The organism is Streptomyces ziwulingensis (genome assembly GCF_039542605.1).
In the GTDB taxonomy this organism is placed as follows: Bacteria; Actinomycetota; Actinomycetes; order Streptomycetales; family Streptomycetaceae; genus Streptomyces; species Streptomyces ziwulingensis.
This window is the reverse complement of sequence record NZ_BAABIG010000008.1, coordinates 16,636-29,428: the sequence shown is the minus strand read 5'-3', so window position 1 is coordinate 29,428 and position 12,793 is coordinate 16,636. Positions and strand designations below refer to the sequence as shown.

The following is a 12,793-nucleotide window of genomic DNA, read 5'->3' as shown; positions in this document are numbered from 1 at the left end:
GGGATCGCCGAAATCCCAGCGGCTAGAGTCTGCCGCTGCCCGCTGGGCAGGTCCTGGGGGCCGGTGGGTGGCGTGCGGGCCGGAGCCGCCGTCTTCGCACCGGCTCCGGCCCGCACGCCACCCACACGACCGCCGCCGCGGCCAGGAGCAGAGCCCAGCGCTGGTGGGCAGCCTCCCAGCGCGGGTCGTCGACGGTGACGAACAGGGCCCACCGCCCCGGCAGGAACAGCAGGGCCAGGAACGCCGCGGCCAACAGCCCGGTCGCGACCGACAGCCCTGGTTCGGACTCGTCCGCGAACCGTACGGCGGCCGCGGCGGCGGCCAGGACGAGGACGGCGGACGCGGCGGCCTCCAGCGTGGTCGCGCCGACCGGGGGCCGCGCGCCAGCGGGCACGAGGGCCAGAACCGCCCACCACCACAGGCCCGCGAGCGGCGCGGCCCACGCCACCCGCAGTCCCGTCCGCACCCAACGCCCGGTGGCCACGGGGACCGTGAGGTGCCGGGCCGGGTCGTCCAGCAGGAAAGCGAGGCCGAGCACGAAGGCCAGAACGGCGGCGCGGAGCAGGACGAGCGACAGCCACGGGTCCGGCTGCCCCTCCGACAGCCGGGGCAGCGCGACGAGCACCGGCCCCACCCCGGCGCCCAGGACCAGCGCCCGCCAAGGCACCGTGCGCCCCACCGCCCGTATGAGCGCGCCACCCACCCCCGGCGTGCGGCGCCCGTCCCGCGCCTCCCGCGTCCGGGCCGGGCCGCGCCCGGCTTCCGCGCCCGGTGTCCGGCACCGGACCTGCCGGTCCGGCTCGCCCCGCGGCCGGCCCCGGCTCACCTCACCTCTCACACTCGTCACCCCCCTCGGGCACGTCGGCGCCCAGTGTCCGGGCTGCCTCGGCCGTGGTCACGCCCGGACCGGTCAGCTCGTCCCAGTGCGCGCGCACGGCGGCGGCGACCTCGGCGCGCGGCCGTTCGAGCAGTTCCACGACCACGCCCGTCTGGCCCGCGGACATGCTGAGCGAGCCGGTCGGCGTCAGCGCGATCGCCGAACCCCTGACGCTGTCGTCGAGGCGGACCGTGCGCAGTTCGGCCAGTGGGTCCTCGGCGCCGCCCAGCGCCAGCCACATCACGGTCACCACCCGTCCGTCGCACAGTTCGCCGCCCGCCTCCTCGTCCCCCGCGACCAGCACGGAGGCGACGGCGGTCGCGAACTCGGGGACCCGGGTCCCGCCCCAGCGCGTGCCGACGGTGACCTGGCCGGGCGTCGTGGACGCATTGAGCGCCGTGTCGCTCTCCAGACCGTAGGTGGAGTCGACCCGCTGCCGTACGAGCAGCCGCTGCCCAGCCGCCGTACCGCCCGCCAGGGACTGGACGCGGTCGACAACGGTGGCCCAGGTGCCGGCGCGGCCCGTCCACTCCGGGTAGGCGCAGTAGACGGAGGAGCCGTGCTCGGCGCACGACTGGACCTTCTCCGGCGTCACCGTCGCCTGTTTCCGGGCCGCGGCCAGCTCCGCCGACACCCCGCCGGACTGGGCGACCGCGCCGGTCAGCGTCAGGCCGACGGCCACCGCGGCGCACACCTTGAGGGGCCGGGCCCGGCCCCCCGCGGCGAGCACCCCGACGCAGGCCGCCAGCAGCACGAGGCCGGTCAGATAGAGGGCGTGCCAGCCCGCGGGACGCCCGATCAGGTCCGACGGCAGTGTCTCGCCGTCGTTCTCGCCGACGGCCGCCGACAGCCACCGGCTCCAATTCGCCTCGGTCGACCCCGTCGTCACGAAGACGAACAGGGTGTACAGGCCGACGAGGAGGACCGGTGCCGCGAACGTGTGCGGCACCAGCCGCGCCGCCAGCACCCCGAGCGCGCCGCACAGAAGCACGGTCAGCGGTCCCACGGCCAGTTCGCCGGCCGAGCCGTGCCCCACCGCGCCCGGCCGCAGCGCCTGCCAGGTGAACTCGCCCAGCACGACAGCCGCCGTGAACACGCCGAACGGCACCACCGACAGCAGGTGGGCGATCGTGCGCCGCCAGGGCGCCACCGGCAGGACGTCGAAATGCCGGTCGGTGTCGCGCCGGCGGGACCGCAGGACGGCCCGGTTGACGCAGACGAACAGGACGATGCCCAGGAGCAGCGGCTGGCCCTGGGTGGCCCGGTCGGCGTCCTGGAGCGCCGGGTAGGCGTCCGTTCCCTCGGCGGAGACCAGCCGCCACCCGGTGTACCCGAGGTTGAGGAGCAGGGTGGCCACGACCGGGAGGTAGCCCAGCAGATCGCGTGCTTCGAAGCGGGCGAGGGCGAACACGGCCGCCCACGGCCCGCGCGACTGGTCGTGCGGGGCGGCCGCCGGGGGCGCCGGCTCCAGCACGCCGCTCATGGTGTCGCCGCTCATGCCGCCGCCTCCGCGTCCAAGCCGTCCAAGCCGTCCAGGACGAGCAGGTAGCCGTCCTCCAGGGAGGGTTCGACCAGGTCGGCGCCGGGCGGCGGATCGCCGACGTGGCGGAAGAACCCCGTACCCGTACGCCACCCGGCCTTCGCCCCCGGGTCGCGCTCCGCGCCGCTCCACACCCGTCCCGCCGCCCGCGCGGTCAGCTCGGCCGGTGTTCCGTCGAACCGGATCCGTCCGCCGGCCATGACCAGCACCCGGTGGCAGAGCATCGCCACGTCCTCCGTCTGATGGGACGACAGCAGCACCGTCCGCCCCTCCCCCGCGCGGGCGATCAGCTCCCGGAACCGCATCCGCTGCTCCGGGTCGAGGCCGACCGTCGGCTCGTCCAGGACGAGGAAACCGGGGTCCCCGACCAGCGCGGCGGCCAGCGCCACCCGCTGCCGCATGCCACCGGACAGCTTCCGCATCCGCCGCCCGCGCACCTCGCCCAGGTCGACCTCCTCCAGCACCCGCCGCACCTCGCGATGGCGCCCGGCCCGGTCGGTCAGCTCTTTCAGGATCGCCACGTAGTCGACGAACTCGAAGGCGGTGAAGTCCGGGTGGAAGCCGGGCGTCTGCGGCAGATACCCGAGGCTGCGCCGCACCTCTTGGCGGCCGCGGGCGCTCCCCGGATCGTGCCCCAGCACGGTGAAGGAGCCCCGGTCTGCGGGGACGGCCGTGGCCAGCACCCGCAGCAGCGTGGTCTTCCCGGCCCCGTTGGGCCCGAGCAGCCCGGTGACACCCGGACCCAGCCGCAGCTCGACGTCCTCCAGGGCGCGAATCCGCCCGTAATGAAGGCTCAGCCCGGAGGCCGAGACGGTCGTGGACGACATAGAGAACTCCCGTGGTGAAAAGGGAACAGGGAAGAGGGGACGAGGAAACGAGCAGACGAGGGGACGAGGGGACGAGGGAGAAGGAGAAGGAGAAGACGGAAGGAGGCGGCGGAGCGTGGAGGTGGTCAGGTACGGCAAAGGCTCATGCCGCACGCCCCGGGGAGGGGGCGGGCCGCTGCGAGAAGTCGAACCGGTCGCGGAGCAGGAAGAGCAGCCCGGCGGCGAGGGCCGCGACCACCCCGCACGCCGCCTGCCCGGCCGCCGTGAACGGCGCGAGCGGACTGTCGGCGGAGGCCCGCGCCGCGTCGGCGGCCACCAGCAGCCCGACCCACGCGCCGCCGACCAGCGAGGGCGCGGCCACCGGCCCCAGCCGGGGCGTCAGCGCCAGCCCCGCCGCGGTCAGCGCGAGCGCGGGCAGCAGCCAGGTCAGCGCGCGCAGGCCATATCCCGGCAGGGCGAGGGTGGCCAGGCCGTTCAGCCCGATGCCGACGCTCAGTACGGCGACCGTGCGGATCATCAGCAGCCGGAAGCCGTGCATCGGCGCCACCACCGCCATCTCGTACGTCGGGTCCAGCGCGGGCCCGAAGGACAGGGCCACCCCGGCCAGCGGCAGCAGGGGAGCGAGCGCGAGGAAGAGCGTGGGCGAGGCCGCCCCCTCGGACGCCAGGGCCACGCCGACGGACATCGCCAGCACCGCGACGACGGCGCCCAGCCAGGAGAGGCGGAGCACGGGTGTCGCCAGCAGCAGCCGCGCGGTGTGGTCGGCGACCCCGAGCCGCACCAGCAGCGCCTCGAAGATCCCCGGCCGGGGCGCGTCCAGCTCGGCGTCGAGCCGCTCCCAGCCGGCGTCCAGCGCGACCGGGTCGGCGGCCCGGGCCAGCACGGCGCGGCACCGCGCGCACGCCGCGAGGTGGGTGTCGGCGGACCACAGCGCGGGCGGCGTCAGCTCGCCGCGCCCGTACGCCCGCAGGTCCTCGTCCGGCACGTGCCAGCCGCCGTCGATGTGTGCCGTCATGCCAGCGCCTCCCGCAACTGCTTGCGGGCGCGCATCGCCCGCGTCTTGACCGTGCCCGGCGGAATGCCGAGCAGGACTGCGGCCTCGCGGGTGGTCAGCCCGTCGACGACCGTGGCCTGGAGCACCGCGCGCAGCTCCGGGGAGAGCCGGACCAGCGCCCCCGCGAGGTCCCCGTGCTCGACCCCGGCGAGCACGCGCTCCTCCGCCGAGACCTCCTCCCGGTGCCGCAGCCTCGCCAGCGCCTGCCGCAGCCGCCCCCGCGCCCCCTCGCCGCGCAGTACGTCGATCAGCCGCCGCGACCCGATCCGCCACAGCCAGCCGGCCACGTCCCCCTCCTCCCGGTACCGCGCGCTGCCGCGCCACACCGCGAGGAAGGTCTCCTGCACGACGTCGTCGACGACGCCCGCGTCGGCACACCGGCCGCGCAGCCGGGCCGCCAGCCACGGCGCGTACCGCCGGTACAGCTCCTCGAAGGCGCACCGGTCGCCGTCCGCGGCGGCCCGCACCAGCTCCCCGTCGCTTCTCGTCTCGCTCACACCCCCTCATCGCACGACCCCACCCGATCGGTTCACACCCCGACCGATCCACACCACGACCGATCCACACCACGACCGGTTCCTCTCCCCACCGGTCCGCCTCCCCGCCGCTCCGCCTCCCCGCCGCTCCGCCTCCCCGCCGCTCCGCCTCCCCGCCAGCCCGCCTCCCCACCGGTTCACACCTTCGCAGCCCCACCGCACCCCCACCGCATCCCCACCGCACCCCGCCGACGGGCCTCACCCCACCCCGCCCCCTCCAAGCCGCCCCCCGCTATCCCACACGTCATGTCGCCGTAACCATCGATTCAGACGGGCTTGCGACCCTCACCGAATGCAGCCCGCCCTGCCAGAGCCGACGCCATCCCCGGAGGGACCCGCGCTCCCGCTCCTCCGCTCCGACGCGCCCGTCCTGCTCGGGGCGCGGAAGAATGGGTCCATGAGCCAGCCGCACCCCCAGGCAGAGGTCCAGCACACGCAGCCCTCCGTGGGCTCCATCGCCGCGCACCGCCCGCACACGGTCGCCGCCACCGTCTCGGACCTGGAACCCGATCTCGACGCCGACCTCGACGTCTACGAGGACGACCAGGACACCCCGGCCGACGGCACCGACGCGGGCCCCGGCACCCGGCTCCCGCAGGGCCGCTTCCTCGACCGTGAGCGGAGCTGGCTCGCGTTCAACGAACGGGTCCTGGAACTCGCCGAGGACCCGAACACGCCCCTTCTGGAGCGCGCCAACTTCCTCGCGATCTTCGCCAGCAACCTGGACGAGTTCTTCATGGTCCGGGTCGCCGGCCTGAAGCGCCGGATCGCCACCGGCGTCGCCACCCGCTCCGCCTCCGGCCTCCAGCCCCGCGAGGTCCTGGAGATGATCTGGGCCCGCTCCCGCGAGCTGATGGCCCGGCACGCCGCCTGCTTCCACGAGGACGTCGCCCCCGGCCTCGCCGAGGAAGGCATCCACCTGGTCCGCTGGAGCGCACTCGCGGAGAAGGACCAGGCCCGCCTGTTCACCCTCTTCCGCCACCAGATCTTCCCGGTCCTCACGCCCCTCGCCGTGGACCCGGCGCACCCCTTCCCGTACATCTCGGGGCTCTCCCTCAACCTCGCGGTGATCGTCCGCAACCCGGTCACCGGCCACAAGCACTTCGCCCGCGTCAAGGTTCCCCCGCTGCTCTCCCGCTTCCTGGAGGCCGCTCCGGGCCGCTACGTCCCCATCGAGGACGTCATCGCGGCCCACCTGGAGGAGCTGTTCCCGGGCATGGAGGTCCTGGAGAGCCACACCTTCCGCGTCACGCGCAACGAGGACCTGGAGGTGGAGGAGGACGACACCGAGAACCTCCTCAAGGCGCTGGAGAAGGAACTGATGCGGCGCCGCTTCGGCCCGCCGGTCCGCCTGGAGGTCGAGGAGTCCATCGACCGCGAGGTCCTGGACCTGCTCGTGCGCGAGCTGAAGATCGGCGAGGCCGAGGTCTACCCCCTCCCCGGCCCCCTGGACCTCACCGGCCTCTTCCGCATCCACAGCCTGGACCGGCCGGAGCTGAAGTACCAGAAGTTCATCGCCGGCACCCACCGCGACCTCGCCGAGGTCGAGTCGGCCTCGCCGCCGGACATCTTCGCCGCGCTGCGCAGCAGGGACGTCCTGCTGCACCACCCGTACGACTCCTTCTCCACCTCCGTGCAGGCGTTCCTGGAGCAGGCCGCGGAGGACCCGGACGTCCTCGCGATCAAGCAGACGCTGTACCGGACCTCCGGCGACTCACCCATCGTCAACGCGCTCATCGAGGCGGCCGAGGCCGGCAAGCAGGTCCTGGTCCTGGTCGAGATCAAGGCCCGCTTCGACGAGCACGCGAACATCAAGTGGGCCCGCAAGCTGGAGGAGGCCGGCTGCCACGTCGTCTACGGCCTCGTCGGTCTGAAGACCCACTGCAAGCTGTCGCTCATCGTGCGCCAGGAGGGCGACACGCTGCGCCGCTACAGCCACGTGGGCACCGGCAACTACCACCCGAAGACGGCCCGTCTCTACGAGGACCTCGGCCTGCTCACCGCCGACCCGCAGGTCGGCGCGGACCTCTCCGACCTCTTCAACCGGCTCTCCGGCTACTCGCGGCGCGAGACCTACCGCCGTCTCCTGGTCGCCCCCAAGTCGCTCCGTGACGGCCTGGTCTCCCGCATACACAAGGAGATCCAGCACCACCGCGCGGGCCGCCCGGCCTACATCCGCATCAAGGCCAACTCGATAGTCGACGAGACCGTCATCGACGCGTGCTACCGCGCCTCGCAGGCGGGCGTCCCGGTCGACGTGTGGGTGCGCGGCATCTGCGCCCTGCGCCCCGGTGTGGCGGGCCTGTCGGAGAACATCCGGGTCCGTTCGATACTCGGCCGCTTCCTCGAACACTCCCGGCTCTTCGCCTTCGGCAACGGCGGCGAGCCCGAGGTCTGGTTCGGCAGCGCCGACATGATGCACCGCAACCTCGACCGTCGTATAGAAGCGCTGGTCCGGGTCACCGACCCGGCCCACCGGGCGGCCCTGAACCGCCTGCTGGAGACGGGCATGTCCGACACCACCGCGTCCTGGCACCTCGGCCCGGACGGTGAATGGACCCGGCACGCGACCGACGCGGACGGCCACCCCCTGCGCAACGTCCAGGAGATGCTCATAGACGCCCGGAGGCGCCGGCGTGGCACAGCGACACCTTGAACCGACGCACCCCACCGCCGGTCCGGCGGGAGCCGCGACGGGCGCGCCCGTACCGGCGGAGGCCCTCGCGGCGTACCTGAGGGCGCAGGCCACGGAGTTCCTCCGGGCACTGCGCCAGCACCGGGAGAACGGCACGGGCGCCCACGGCACCGAAGGGTCCGCCGACGCGGCCCGGGCGCTGCGGCGCGCGGCCCGCCGGATCAGCGGCAGCCTGCACACCTTCCAGCCGCTGCTCGACAGCGACTGGGCGGAGAGCATGCGCCCCGAGCTGGCCTGGCTCTCCGGCACCCTCGCACTCGAACACGCGTGCGCTTCCCGTCTGGAGCGGCTGCTCCAGGCGCTGCACCGCCTCTCGGGCTCGTCGGCGTTCCCGCCCCCGGCCCCGGGCGCCACGCCGGCCCGCCCCGCCGAGGACCGCCGGGGCCGCGTGCCCCACCCGGCCCCGGCGGTCCTCGCCACCCCCGCCACCGCCTCGGCCCCCTCGGCCCCCTCGGCCCCCGAGCGCGGCACCCTCACCGTCGGCGCGGCCAAGGCGGGCGCCCTGCTGGACCGCCAGCTCACCCTGGCCCGCACCCGGGCCCACTCCACGGCGCTCCAGGCCCTCGGCAGCAGCCGGTTCCACGCGGTGGCCGACAAGGTCGCCGTACTCGCCAGTGACGTACCCCTGGCGCCCGCCGCGGCCACCGCCGACCTCGGACCGCTCGCCGCGGCGGCGCGGGACCGCCTCACCGACGCCGTGGCGGCCCTGCCGCTGATCACCGCGGGCAGCCCGTACAACGCGGAGGCCCTGATCCACGGCCTGTCCCCGGACCCGTCCCCGCACCCGCAGGACGCGCCCTGGCACCAGGTCCGCCTGCTGCTGCGCCTGCACCGTTACGCCCGTGAGGTCGTCGTCGGCTGCGCCACCCAAGGCACCCAAGGCACCCCAGGTGCCCCCGACCTCGCAGGCGTCCCCGGTCTCCCCGCCACTCCCCTCGCCCCTGTCGCCCCTGTCGCCCCTGTCGCCCCCGTCGCCCCCGTCGACGGACGTCTGCTCGCCGCGGGTGAGGCGCTGGACCGGCACCGCGACGCCTCGGAGGCGGCGGGCGCCGCCGCCCAGGCGGCCCGTACGCCCCGCATCGCCCCGGCCACGGCGTACGCGCTCGGCGTGCTCCACGCCGACCAGCGGCATGAAGTGGAAGCGGCGAGGTACGCGTTCCAGCACTGCTGGCGCAAGGACTCGGTGAGCGCCCCCTAAGGGCGAGGGAGGGGGTCGACGGTGAACACGTCCGAGGGAACCGGCCGCACGGACACCCCCGTGCTGGCCGCCGGCTGTGTCCTGTGGCGCCGCTCGCCCGTGACCGGCCGCACCGAGATCTGTCTGGTGCACCGCCCCAAGTACGACGACTGGTCCCACCCCAAGGGCAAGCTGAAGCACGGCGAGGACGCCCTCGCCGGCGCCCTGCGCGAGGTCGCCGAGGAGACCGGTCACACCGCCGCGCCCGGCGCCGAGCTGCCCACCGCGCGCTACGAGGTGGCCGGCCGGCCCAAAGAGGTGCGCTACTGGGCGGGCGAGGCCGTCTCCGGCACCTTCACGGCGAACGACGAGGTCGACCGCGTCCTGTGGCTGCCGCCCGCCGCGGCCCGCGTCCGGCTCACCCGACCGAGGGACCGCGACCTGATCGACGCCCTGCTCGCCACCGCGCACCTGGCATAGTCGAGCCACCCGCCATCACCGGGATCACCCTGTGTCCTCGACGTAAGCGTTCCGTTACCTCACCGCACCGCCTTCAGGGGTTCACCCCGCGTTCATTCATGGCCATTGGCGCCTTCACCTGATCTGCCTAATTTCGGCCTTACCCGATACGGGGCGCACTTCGAAAACGCGTCTGTATCGCACAGTCTTCGCACGCCGCCGAACAGGCCGGCGGCTCCTGGAAGGAAATTCCTCAAGTGAAGCTTCAGCGCATGAACCGGCGGGCCCTCGCTCTCGGTGCTCTCGCCGTCTCCGGCGCCCTGGCCCTCACGGCGTGCGGCTCCGACGACACGGGCAACAGCGACGGCGGCAGCTCCAGCGCCGGCAGCACGGCGGCCGCGAGCGACATCAAGTGTGACGACGCCAGCGGCCAGCTCCAGGCCTCGGGCTCCTCCGCCCAGAAGAACGCCATCGACGCCTGGGTGAAGCAGTTCGCCGCGGCCTGCAAGGGCGTGCAGATCAACTACAACCCGACGGGTTCGGGCGCCGGCATCACGGCCTTCACCCAGGGCCAGACCGCCTTCGCCGGTTCGGACTCCGCGCTGAAGCCCGAAGAGGTCGCCGCCTCCAAGAAGGTCTGCTCCAGCGGTCAGGGCATCGACCTGCCGATGGTCGGCGGCCCGATCGCCGTGGGCTTCAACGTCCCCGGTGTCGACTCCCTCGTCCTGGACGCCCCGACGCTCTCCCAGATCTTCGACAGCAAGATCACCAACTGGGACGACAAGGCGATCGCGACGCTCAACCCCGACGCCGAGCTGCCCGACCTGAAGATCCAGCCCTTCCACCGCTCGGACGAGTCCGGCACCACGGACAACTTCACCAAGTACCTGAAGGCCGCCGCGCCCAAGGACTGGTCGTACGAGCCGGGCAAGTCGTGGGAGGCCAAGGGCGGCCAGTCCGCCTCGGGCTCCTCCGGCCTGGCGCAGCAGGTGACGCAGACCTCGGGCGCCATCTCCTACTTCGAGCTGTCCTACGCCAAGGACGGCATCAAGACGGTCGACATCAAGACCGAGGCCGCCGAGCCGGTCAAGGCCAGCGTCGAGAACGCCACCGCGGCCATCGGCGCCGCCAAGGTCGTCGGCACCGGCAAGGACATGGCGCTGGAGCTGGACTACACCCCGACCGCCGACGGCGCGTACCCGATCACCCTGGTGACGTACGAGATCGTCTGCGACAAGGGCAACAAGGCGGAGACCCTCCCCGCCACCAAGTCCTTCCTGAACTACATCGCCTCCGAGGACGGTCAGGGCCTGCTGGCGGACGCCGGCTACGCCCCGATGCCCGCGGAGATCATCACCAAGGTCCGCGAGACCATCTCGGGCCTGAGCTGACCCAAGCGTGCGGCCCGGTCCCCCAGGGGGCCGGGCCGTACCGTCCGGTGCACCGCCGCCAGGAGCCCCCGACACGCGGGCGGCTCCCTCCGAGCCGTCCGGCACGACGGCTCCGCAGACCGGAGAAACCGATGGACATATCTACACAGAACCCCACAGCCCCCCCAGCACCCCAGCCCACCGAGGCCGACCAGAAGCGCGCCGCCCGCGGCGCCACTCGTCCCGGCGACCGGGTCTTCCTCGGTTTCTCACGCGGCTCGGGCATCTTCGTCCTCGTACTCATGGCCGCCATCGCGGCCTTCCTGACGTATCGTGCCGCGATCGCGATCAGCAAGGACGAGGCCAACTTCTTCACCACCTTCGAGTGGAACCCCAGCGGTCTGCCGCCCCAGTTCGGCATCGCCGTCCTGGTCTTCGGCACCGTCGTGTCGTCGGTCATCGCCATGGTGATCGCGGTTCCGGTCGCGGTGGGCATCGCGCTGTTCATCACGCACTACGCCCCGCGCAAGCTCGGCGGCACCATCGCCTACGTGGTCGACCTGCTCGCCGCCGTCCCGTCCATCGTCTACGGCCTGTGGGGCGCCCTCGTCCTCGTGCCGCACCTGAACGGCCTGTACGGCTGGCTGGACGACTACCTCGGCTGGACCGGCGTCCTCCAGTGGAACGGCGGCGCGCCCCGCTCGCTGTTCACCGTCGGCATCCTGCTCGCGATCATGATCCTGCCGATCATCACCAACGTGAGCCGTGAGGTCTTCCGGCAGGTCCCGCAGATGCACGAGGAGGCCGCCCTGGCCCTCGGCGCCACGCGCTGGGAGGTCATCCGCATGTCGGTACTGCCCTTCGGCCGCTCCGGCGTGATCTCCGCCTCGATGCTGGGCCTCGGCCGCGCGCTCGGCGAGACGATGGCCGTGGCCATGGTCCTCTCCCCGACCTTCGACATCACCGCCAGCCTGCTCGACCCGGGCGGCGGCACCTTCGCGCAGAACATCGCGAGCAAGTTCAACGAGGCCACCGAGATGGGCCGGGACGCGCTGATCGCCTCCGGTCTGGTGCTGTTCGTCATCACCCTCGTGGTCAACGGCGCGGCCCGACTGATCATCGCCCGCCGCAAGGAGTACTCGGGGGCCAACGCATGAGCAACGCCACTCTCACCGACAAGCCGGCCGAGCGCCCGCCCAGCTCGCTGCGCGGCGCCACCCTGCCCAAGTGGTTCGCGTGGGCGGTCGCCGCCGGCGCAGTCCTGCTGGGTATCGGCATCAGCGCCGCGGCCGGCCTGGACAGCTCCGTCCAGTGGGCCCTGATCGCCGCGATCCTCTTCGTCGCCGGTACCTACGGCATCTCGGCCAAGGTCGAGGGCGGCCGGCAGGCCAAGGACCGGGTGGCCACCAGCCTGGTCTGGGTCGCCTTCATCCTGGCCGTGATCCCGCTGGCCTCCCTGGTCTGGGCGACGGTCAAGCGCGGCATCAGCGTCCTCGACGTCTTCTTCCTCACCCACTCGATGGGCGTGGTCGCCGACACCGAGCCGGGCGGCGGCATCTACCACGCCATCCTCGGCAGCCTGGAGCAGGTCGGCCTGGCCACCGTGATCTCCGTGCCGATCGGTGTGCTGACCGCGGTCTACCTGGTCGAGTACGGCCGCGGAAAGCTCGCCAAGGCGGTCACCTTCTTCGTCGACGTCATGACGGGCATCCCGTCGATCGTCGCGGGTCTGTTCATCCTCAGCGTGTGGATCCTGATCCTGGACATGGGCTACTCCGGCTTCGCCGGCGCGATGGCCCTGACCATCCTGATGATCCCGGTCGTCGTCCGCTCCACCGAGGAGATGCTGAAGCTCGTCCCGAACGAGCTGCGCGAGGCGTCCCTGGCACTGGGCATCCCGAAGTGGCGCACCATCCTGAAGGTGGTCCTGCCGACCTCGATCGGCGGCATCACCACCGGCGTCATGCTGGCCGTCGCCCGTATCGCCGGCGAGACGGCCCCCGTGCTGCTGCTGGTCTGGGGTTCGAACTTCATCAACGCCAACCCCTTCAAGGACCCGCAGGCGTCGCTGCCGATGTACATCTACCTCCAGTTCACCAACAGCGGAGGCCAGGGCGCGGCCTACGACCGTGCCTGGGCGGCGGCTCTGACGCTCATCGCGTTCATCATGATCCTCAACCTGGTGGCCCGCGGCATAGCCCGCTGGAAGGCCCCCAAGACCGGTCGCTAAGGCCCTTCCGACCCGAAAGAAGCAGTGA

General features: G+C 73.0%; 11 protein-coding genes. 6 read left to right on the top strand and 5 right to left on the bottom strand.

From position 1 onward, the window contains the following. Positions 1-22: 22 nt before the first annotated feature. From ABEB00_RS04410 to ABEB00_RS04390, 5 genes are all read right to left on the bottom strand, one after another. Positions 23-679: an ABC transporter gene (locus ABEB00_RS04410; protein ID WP_345617552.1), complete on the bottom strand. Its 657-nt coding sequence runs from the start codon at positions 677-679 to the stop codon at positions 23-25. A gap of 148 nt (positions 680-827) precedes the next feature. Next, on the bottom strand, positions 828-2,375 hold the full coding sequence (locus ABEB00_RS04405; RefSeq protein ID WP_345617551.1) for an ABC transporter permease: 1,548 nt from the start codon (positions 2,373-2,375) through the stop codon (positions 828-830). Continuing rightward, positions 2,372-3,244 (bottom strand): ABC transporter ATP-binding protein, encoded by an 873-nt coding sequence (locus ABEB00_RS04400; protein ID WP_345617550.1) that lies wholly within the window; start codon positions 3,242-3,244, stop codon positions 2,372-2,374. Before ABEB00_RS04400 ends, ABEB00_RS04405 begins: the two co-directional genes overlap by 4 nt. A 142-nt stretch (positions 3,245-3,386) precedes the next feature. Beyond that, positions 3,387-4,259: a cupin domain-containing protein gene (locus ABEB00_RS04395; RefSeq protein WP_345617549.1), complete on the bottom strand. Its 873-nt coding sequence runs from the start codon at positions 4,257-4,259 to the stop codon at positions 3,387-3,389. Then, complete coding sequence (locus ABEB00_RS04390) at positions 4,256-4,795, bottom strand: RNA polymerase sigma factor (protein WP_345617548.1); 540 nt, start codon at positions 4,793-4,795, stop codon at positions 4,256-4,258. Before ABEB00_RS04390 ends, ABEB00_RS04395 begins: the two co-directional genes overlap by 4 nt. Before the next feature lie 331 nt (positions 4,796-5,126). Between ABEB00_RS04390 and ABEB00_RS04385 the strand changes: the two genes are divergently transcribed. The 6 genes from ABEB00_RS04385 to pstA all read left to right on the top strand — a co-directional run bounded on the left by ABEB00_RS04385 (position 5,127) and on the right by pstA (position 12,765). Then, positions 5,127-7,490 carry an RNA degradosome polyphosphate kinase gene (locus tag ABEB00_RS04385; protein ID WP_425586432.1) on the top strand — a complete coding sequence of 788 codons (2,364 nt, stop codon included), beginning with the start codon at positions 5,127-5,129 and terminating at the stop codon, positions 7,488-7,490. Further along, positions 7,471-8,727 (top strand): CHAD domain-containing protein, encoded by a 1,257-nt coding sequence (locus ABEB00_RS04380; protein ID WP_345617546.1) that lies wholly within the window; start codon positions 7,471-7,473, stop codon positions 8,725-8,727. The genes ABEB00_RS04385 and ABEB00_RS04380 overlap by 20 nt, the downstream gene beginning before the upstream one ends. A 21-nt stretch (positions 8,728-8,748) precedes the next feature. Continuing rightward, positions 8,749-9,186: an NUDIX hydrolase gene (locus ABEB00_RS04375; RefSeq protein WP_345617545.1), complete on the top strand. Its 438-nt coding sequence runs from the start codon at positions 8,749-8,751 to the stop codon at positions 9,184-9,186. Between the two features lie 236 nt (positions 9,187-9,422). Beyond that, positions 9,423-10,556 (top strand): phosphate ABC transporter substrate-binding protein PstS, encoded by a 1,134-nt coding sequence (pstS, locus tag ABEB00_RS04370; RefSeq protein WP_345617544.1) that lies wholly within the window; start codon positions 9,423-9,425, stop codon positions 10,554-10,556. Positions 10,557-10,687: 131 nt separating this feature from the next. Then, on the top strand, positions 10,688-11,692 hold the full coding sequence (gene pstC, locus ABEB00_RS04365) for a phosphate ABC transporter permease subunit PstC (protein WP_345617543.1): 1,005 nt from the start codon (positions 10,688-10,690) through the stop codon (positions 11,690-11,692). Further along, a complete protein-coding gene (gene pstA / locus ABEB00_RS04360; RefSeq protein WP_345617542.1) occupies positions 11,689-12,765 on the top strand; it encodes a phosphate ABC transporter permease PstA in 1,077 nt (358 codons plus the stop codon). The genes pstC and pstA overlap by 4 nt, the downstream gene beginning before the upstream one ends. The last annotated feature ends 28 nt before the right edge of the window (positions 12,766-12,793 follow it).

Excerpts from the sequence above, each read along its gene's own strand:
- pstC (WP_345617543.1), top strand. The coding sequence starts at position 10,688 with ATGGACATATCTACACAGAACCCCACAGCCCCCCCAGCACCCCAGCCC.
- pstA (WP_345617542.1), top strand. The coding sequence starts at position 11,689 with ATGAGCAACGCCACTCTCACCGACAAGCCGGCCGAGCGCCCGCCCAGC.
- ABEB00_RS04400 (WP_345617550.1), bottom strand. The coding sequence starts at position 3,244 with ATGTCGTCCACGACCGTCTCGGCCTCCGGGCTGAGCCTTCATTACGGG.
- ABEB00_RS04395 (WP_345617549.1), bottom strand. The coding sequence starts at position 4,259 with ATGACGGCACACATCGACGGCGGCTGGCACGTGCCGGACGAGGACCTG.
- ABEB00_RS04405 (WP_345617551.1), bottom strand. The coding sequence starts at position 2,375 with ATGAGCGGCGACACCATGAGCGGCGTGCTGGAGCCGGCGCCCCCGGCG.
- ABEB00_RS04385 (WP_425586432.1), top strand. The coding sequence starts at position 5,127 with ATGCAGCCCGCCCTGCCAGAGCCGACGCCATCCCCGGAGGGACCCGCG.